Below are 6,703 nucleotides of genomic sequence, written 5' to 3' on the forward strand. Positions count from 1 at the left end.
GCGTCCTCTTGCATTTCGGTGTCGGTCTCGCAGATAACTGGCCCATAGAGAAGTTCCAGTTTGTAGAATATTGATAGGCCGGAATGGTATGGCGCGTGTCTCGCTTTCCCTGGATATCGACAGGACACCTCGCGGCCCCCTCTTTCTGGCAATTGCCGAGGCGATCACCCGCGACATCACCCGTGGCCGCCTGACGCCCGGCGCCCGCCTTCCCGGAACACGCGCGCTGGCGCGCGAGCTCGGGGTGCATCGCAATACGGTTGATGCCGCCTATCAGGAACTGCTGACGCAAGGCTGGCTACATTCCGAGCCGGCGCGCGGCACCTTTGTCGCGAAGGATCTTCCTCAGGGGATGGTGGTTTCGCCTGTCGTACCGGTCCGAGAGGAGTCGGCGGAAGTCCGCCCGGCATTGGCATTCACAGACGGTGCACCCGACCTGAGGCTGGTGCCGAACAAGGCGCTGGCGCGGGGCTTCCGTCGGGCGCTGTTGTCTCCCGCATTTCGGGCCGGGGCCGACTATGGGGACGCGCGCGGCACGCTTGCCCTGCGTCAGGCGCTCGCCGCCTATCTCGCCTCCGACCGGGGCGTGGTTGCAGACCCTGCACGCATGCTGATCGCGCGCGGCAGCCAGATGGCGCTGTTTCTGGCGGCGAAAGCGGCCATCGAGCCAGGTCAGGTGATCGCGGTGGAGGAGCCCGGCTATCCGCTTGCCTGGGAGGCGTTCCGCGCCGCCGGGGCGGGTATTCATGGCGTACCGGTCGACGCCGGCGGGCTGTCGGTCTCCGCGCTGGAGGCTGCGCTGGTGTCCGATCCACGCATCGCGGCGGTTTATGTCACACCGCACCACCAATATCCGACGACGGTTACCATGGGCGCAGCCCGGCGGTTGCAGCTTCTGGAACTGGCGCAGCGGCACGGCATCACGCTGATCGAAGACGACTACGACCATGAATACCGGTTCGAGGGTCGTCCCGTCCTGCCGCTTGCGACCCGCGCCCCGGCGGAGCTGCCGCTGATCTATGTCGGCTCTCTCTCCAAACTGCTCTCGCCGGGTATCCGGCTGGGCTATGCAGTGGCGCCGGAGCCCTTGCTAACCCGTATGGCGACGGCGCGGGCGGCAATCGATCGACAGGGCGATGCCGCGCTGGAGGCGGCATTGGCCGAACTGATCCGAGAAGGAGAACTCGGGCGTCATGCCCGCAAGGCGCGACGGGTCTATCGCATCCGCCGCGATCTGCTGGCCGCGGCCTTGTCGCAAGAGCTGGGGATGCGTGCGGCATTCGATCTGCCGGCCGGCGGACTGGCGCTTTGGCTGCGGAGCGAGAGTGCGAAGGCGGAAGTCTGGGCCGAGTATGCCGGTCGGGCTGGCCTGACCCTGTTGCCGGGCACGCGTTTCGCTCTCCAGGCCCCAGCACCGCAAGCCTTTCGCCTCGGCTATGCGGCTTTGGACGAGGCGCAGATCCTCCGGGCGGTGCGGATTTTCGCCCGAAGCTGGCCCGGCTGAACTGGTTAGCGGCGACCTCTTGGCGATCGGACACAGAGATATGGACCTGTTTGCAGGAGTGTAACAGCCAAGATACCGCCAGGCACTGCATTGTCGTGGCGATCGCAACTGCCGACGGGTCCTGGCGAGCTCCCCGGAGCAAGCCACCAGCGTTTATCGCGATGCTTCCGGCTGGAAGCAGGGACAGATCAGGTTTCCGCAGCGGGCGGATCGTCGCATCATCACCACATCGCGGCGGCGGTCCAATAGTACATGTATGCGGAGTGCAAGATGGTTCGCCTCATCCTTTAGCAATTGGTAGCGCAGTAAGCTGTTTATCGATGGCTTCGATGACCTCCGTGTTCATGGGCAGGTGCATTTTCTCGGTTTTCCATCGCTCCATGAACAGAGTGACCGTCTCCCTTGCTGTATCGATGACGAGCTTGCGGGGCAGGGAGGCTTTCGCCGATAGATGCTCCAGCTCATCAACCGTGAACCCGGTGAACTCCTTCGTCCGGCTGAAGGTCAAGGCAGACTTGTCGTTTGCGATGTAGGGAATGGTAGACACGAAATCATAGGCCGGAGAGAGACGAGCGTTTCGGCGGTCAGGGTAGATCAGTGACCAGTTCTTCAGGTGCATATCGCCGTTGCCGATCAGGACGTTGAAAGTCAGGCGGCGGATGAATTCCGCAACATCATCCTGATCGGATTCCGTGGCAATCACCGATATCAGATTGCGGTAGCTGGCCTTCTTGTACTTATTCTCAGGATAGACGTTAAAAACCTGCGCGAAATCTTCGATATGCGTGATGCTGCCATCTTCGTTGCGGTCGAAGCGTTCAATCACGAATGCCTGTTGCCCGAGCTTCGCTATCCCGTCCGGCAGGTTGCCGATCGAGCGGACATCGATAAGCTCGATTGCGGGAACATTGATGCCGACCATTCTGGCGAGACTCATCATCGAGAATTCATTTTCCGGGACATTCGCGAATTCGCGAGAGGGGAGTTTGACGATCCGATTGCCGCCTACACCGCTTGTCGGAATGGTCAGGCCGCCGCTGGCACTCTGTAGCGCTGAGAATTTCAGCTGCACTCCCGCCAATGAAAACCGCATGGCATCCTCGGCGGCCTCTTTCGCGGCTTCGCCTTCAAGGACGTTATGCGCCTCGTCTGGCCATTCTCCGCCGTCAGCTGGTACAACGGTGATCGCACCAGGCAAGTCCTGCCCGAGAACCCATAGGAGAAAGAACTCACGGTCAATATGGATGTCTGCCTTCTCGGCCAGATACCGGCGCAGATGGCCTTCCGGCAGAAGGTTCGAGAAGTAGGGCATCAGTTTGATTTTGTACGGCCGGAAATCCGTAATCAGTTCGCCGAATCCATTCTTGAATTGAAGGCTGAGCGTCGGTCTTTCAGGGTTTTCAACATAGGCATCGTTGAAGGCGAAAAGTGTCTTCTCGGCTCCCACATGGGTGATTGTACCGATTTCCTCGCCATACAGGCGCACGCTTAAAACGGAAACATCAGGCATCCTCCTCCTCCTCGTCGTCTAAAGAGTAGGCCGGACGGTTAGCGCTGCGTTGCTCGGTTGTTGGCTCGAAATGAGCAATCTGATTGCGGAGCGCCTTCATGCTCTTGGTCGCGTCCGATAATCCCTTCCAATGGTCCGTCTTTTGGGCGCGTTCAATGGTGTTGCGTACCGCACGGAGATTGTCCAAAAATCGTGTGTCGATCTGGAGGCGCTGGATTGACGCCGTGGCTTTCCGCAGTTCATCCAGTTGTGGAAGCGTTGGCACGTCGATCTGAAGGGCGCGAATTGCCTTTTGCAGCTGCTGCATTTCTTTGCCAATTGAGGGCGGTTGAACGACCGTGCGCTCAGTCGTTTGGCGCGTGATGGATTTGATCGCAGGCACCGCCTTGCGCGGCACCAACGCAATCTCCAGATCAAGCGCGCTGGCGAGAGCGATGAGGCTCGATAGCCGTAAGTCGACGCTGTTGGCTTCGATTCGCGAAATCTGTGCTTGCGGGATGCCAGCCAAACGGCTCAACTCTCGTTGGCTAAGCTGTTTGGCTTCTCTGGATTCCCGCAGGCGATCCGCGATCTCTTGGGTTTCGTATTTCATTGATGCTTAATTCAATATCGTTTTTTGATTTCGATATTTTTTAATATATCATCTCCTTGGATATCTAGCAAGGAACGATGCATGAATGCACATCGATTCCTAGTCATGATATCGTAATCGATATCACTCTGAGCCTGGCGACAGCCTACATTCGGCATCGATCGATGTCCAAGCTCGCGGTTGCTGAGCCACGGTAGTCGGGCCGGTACCGGTATGCACGTCGTCGTCGCCCGCAGCGGCATTGTGATGCCTGCCCATGCTCATCCCGTGCAGAAGTCCGATCTGCTCAAAAAAATAAAAAACATTTGCGCCGATCGCAGGATGTCTATAATCATAAAAAACATGCTGTCTGGGAGGGTAAATGAGCAGTCAATCGACATCGGTCCGTCGCATGGTGAGCGGCGTGTGCGTGGAGCCGGGCGAGTTTCGTCTGCTTGAAAGAGATCTGCCGGTCGCCGCGCCCGATGGGTGGGTTCTCGTCGACCTTGCTGCCGCGGGTCTTTGCGGCACGGACTACCACATCTTTGAGGGCAAGCACCCCTATCTGGAATATCCGCGTGTCATCGGCCACGAACTGTCGGGCTATGTCACGGAGGATGCCGAGGGGTGGAAGAAGGGCCAGCTCGTCACCATCAATCCTTACATAGCCTGCGGCAAGTGTCGCGCCTGCCTGCGCGGCAAGCCGAACTGCTGCATGTCGATCGGCGTCCTCGGCGTCCACAGGGACGGTGGGATGTGCGAACGAATCGCGGTTCCGGCGAGTAACCTCTACGACGCGTCCAAGCTGTCGGAACGGGATGCAGCCCTCGTCGAGTTTCTTGCGATCGGTGCCCATGCGGTCCGCCGCTCCGAAGCCGCCGCCGGTGACCGGGTTCTCGTTACCGGAGCCGGACCGATCGGCCTGGGGGCCGCCCTCTTTGCTCGCCTAGCCGGCGCGGAAGTCCACATCATGGACATGAGCGAAGAGCGTCTCGGGTCGGCGAGATCCCTGGGCTTCTTGCATCTTCATCTGGCCGACCAGCCTCTCCTCGTCGGAGAACTCGAAGACGGTTTTGACGTGGTCTTCGATGCGACCGGAAATCCCAAGGCGATGGAAGCGGGCTTTCTTCATGTCGCCCATGGCGGAACCTATGTGCTGGTGTCCGTCGTCAAGGGTGACCTCACATTCTCCGACGCCGAGTTCCACAAACGCGAAATGAGACTCGTCGGCAGCCGGAACGCACAGACGCCCGACTTCCTGCATGTGATGGAAGCGCTGTCCTCTGGTGCGATTGATGGCGGCAAACTCGTCTCGACCGTCCTGTCCCTCGACGAATTGCCGAAAAGACTGCCGGAACTGGCCGCTGATCGGTCAGGACTCATCAAGGCGCTGGTCGCTTTGCCGGCCTGGAGGTCGGGCCATGCATGAACTCATCAAGCTCGAGGCGATCGACAAGCGTTTCCCCGGCGTTCACGCGCTGAAGGGCGTGAGCTTTGACCTGTTTGCCGGTGAGGTTCACGCTCTGATGGGCGAGAACGGAGCGGGAAAGTCGACGCTGATGAAAGTTCTGTCCGGCATATGGCAGCCGGATGGGGGAACGATCCGTATTGCCGGAGAAGAGGTCATCATCCCCAGTCCTCATGCCGCCCAGGCACTCGGCATCGGAATGATCCATCAGGAGCTCGCCCTGATGAACGACCTGACCGTCGCCCAGAACATCTTTATCGGCCGCGAACCGCGCAAGAGCTTCTGGCGTCTCGACGAGGCAGCCCTCAACCAGGCGGCGCAGGACATATTCTCGGCAATGAACATTTCCATCGACCCCAGGGCCGAGGTCCGGACCTTGTCGGTCGCCCAGCAACAGATGGTCGAGATCGCCAAGAGCCTTTCCCACAAGTCTCGCGTGCTCGTCATGGACGAGCCGACCGCTGCACTCAATGACAAGGAGGTCCACGATCTCTTCACGATCATCGAGAGGCTGAAGTCGGAGGGCGTGGGGATCGTCTACATCAGCCACAAGATGGACGAGATCAAGAAGATTGCGGATCGGGTGACGGTGATGCGGGACGGTGCCTATGTCGGCACGGTCAAGGCGTCGGACACACCGATTTCGACGATCATCTCGATGATGGTCGGGCGTGAACTGGAAAATACCGAAGTGGATATTCCCGACCTTTCCGATGCGTCTGTCGCACTGGAGGTCCGCGGGCTTTCGCGAGGCAGGGCGGTCCGGGACGTCAGTTTCACCGTAAAGGCGGGCGAGATCCTCGGCTTTGCCGGCCTTATGGGCGCCGGACGAACCGAGGTCGCCAGGCTGATCTTCGGCGCCGACCGCAGAGATGCCGGCGAAATCGTGGTTCACGGCAAGGCGGCCTCGATAAGCAGTCCGAAGGACGCGGTGGCGGCCGGCATCGGCTATCTCTCCGAGGATCGCAAACATCTCGGGCTGGCGCTCGGCCTCGACGTCACCGCCAATGTCGGATTGCCCAATCTCGCCCGCTTTTCGAACGGCTTCGGCGTCATCGCGGACGCCAGACTTGGAAGCGTCACGCGCGACTACATCAAGCAGTTGAGCATCCGGACACCGTCCGAACGCCAGGAGGTCAGGCTGTTGTCGGGAGGCAATCAGCAGAAGGTCGTTCTGGCAAAATGGCTCCTGCGCAACTGCGATATCCTGATCTTCGACGAACCGACACGCGGCATCGACATCGGTGCGAAGTCGGAAATCTACCGACTGCTGCAATCGCTTGCGCGCGACGGCAAGGCGATCATCGTCATCTCGTCGGAACTGCCCGAGGTGCTCAGATTGTCACACCGGATCGCGGTGATGTGCGAAGGGCGCCTGACGGGCATCCTCCCCGGAGGAAAGGCGACAACACAAGAAGAGATAATGCACCTGGCCACACAGCGCCGGGGAGAATTGGGGGGAGAGGCAGCCTAATGCGTTCGTCAAGCGGCAACTTTGAAGCTGGCCTGGAAGGTGGAGCGAGTTTGCAGCATGGCCCACAGAACGTTGATGCGACGTCTGGCCAGAGCGATGACGGCCTGATGATGGCGTTTGCCCTCGCGGCGTTTACGGGCGTAGAAGGCGCGGCTGTCTGGCTGGGCGAGCGAACA

At 60.0% G+C, this 6,703-nt stretch carries 5 protein-coding genes and 1 pseudogene; 3 read left to right on the plus strand and 3 right to left on the minus strand.

Annotation, left to right across the window (positions count from 1 at the left end):
- Nucleotides 1-88: 88 nt before the first annotated feature.
- Nucleotides 89-1,504 carry a MocR-like pyridoxine biosynthesis transcription factor PdxR gene (gene pdxR / locus EUU22_RS02195; protein WP_129330474.1) on the plus strand — a complete coding sequence of 472 codons (1,416 nt, stop codon included), beginning with the start codon at nt 89-91 and terminating at the stop codon, nt 1,502-1,504.
- Nucleotides 1,505-1,784: 280 nt separating this feature from the next.
- Here pdxR and EUU22_RS02200 read toward each other — a convergent pair whose 3' ends face one another.
- Nucleotides 1,785-3,014: a type II toxin-antitoxin system HipA family toxin gene (locus EUU22_RS02200; protein ID WP_112691783.1), complete on the minus strand. Its 1,230-nt coding sequence runs from the start codon at nt 3,012-3,014 to the stop codon at nt 1,785-1,787.
- Complete coding sequence (locus tag EUU22_RS02205; RefSeq protein WP_112691782.1) at nt 3,007-3,606, minus strand: helix-turn-helix domain-containing protein; 600 nt, start codon at nt 3,604-3,606, stop codon at nt 3,007-3,009. The genes EUU22_RS02200 and EUU22_RS02205 overlap by 8 nt, the downstream gene beginning before the upstream one ends.
- Before the next feature lie 391 nt (nt 3,607-3,997).
- On the opposite strand from EUU22_RS02205, the gene EUU22_RS02210 reads away from it, so the two are divergent.
- Entirely contained in the window at nt 3,998-5,014 is a 1,017-nt protein-coding gene (locus EUU22_RS02210) for a zinc-binding alcohol dehydrogenase family protein (protein ID WP_129330477.1), read from the plus strand.
- Complete coding sequence (locus EUU22_RS02215; RefSeq protein ID WP_129330475.1) at nt 5,007-6,527, plus strand: sugar ABC transporter ATP-binding protein; 1,521 nt, start codon at nt 5,007-5,009, stop codon at nt 6,525-6,527. The genes EUU22_RS02210 and EUU22_RS02215 overlap by 8 nt, the downstream gene beginning before the upstream one ends.
- Before the next feature lie 8 nt (nt 6,528-6,535).
- On the opposite strand, the pseudogene EUU22_RS02220 reads toward EUU22_RS02215, so the two are convergent.
- A pseudogene (locus EUU22_RS02220) lies at nt 6,536-6,703 on the minus strand (IS110 family RNA-guided transposase); the annotation flags it as partial.

The sequence above is a fragment of the Ciceribacter ferrooxidans genome (assembly GCF_004137355.1).
Classification (GTDB): Bacteria; Pseudomonadota; Alphaproteobacteria; order Rhizobiales; family Rhizobiaceae; genus Allorhizobium; species Allorhizobium ferrooxidans.

Bases quoted from the DNA above. Each gene is read 5' to 3' on its own strand.
- pdxR (WP_129330474.1), top strand. From the start codon at position 89: ATGGCGCGTGTCTCGCTTTCCCTGGATATCGACAGGACACCTCGCGGC.
- EUU22_RS02200 (WP_112691783.1), bottom strand. From the start codon at position 3,014: ATGCCTGATGTTTCCGTTTTAAGCGTGCGCCTGTATGGCGAGGAAATC.
- EUU22_RS02205 (WP_112691782.1), bottom strand. From the start codon at position 3,606: ATGAAATACGAAACCCAAGAGATCGCGGATCGCCTGCGGGAATCCAGA.
- EUU22_RS02210 (WP_129330477.1), top strand. From the start codon at position 3,998: ATGGTGAGCGGCGTGTGCGTGGAGCCGGGCGAGTTTCGTCTGCTTGAA.
- EUU22_RS02215 (WP_129330475.1), top strand. From the start codon at position 5,007: ATGCATGAACTCATCAAGCTCGAGGCGATCGACAAGCGTTTCCCCGGC.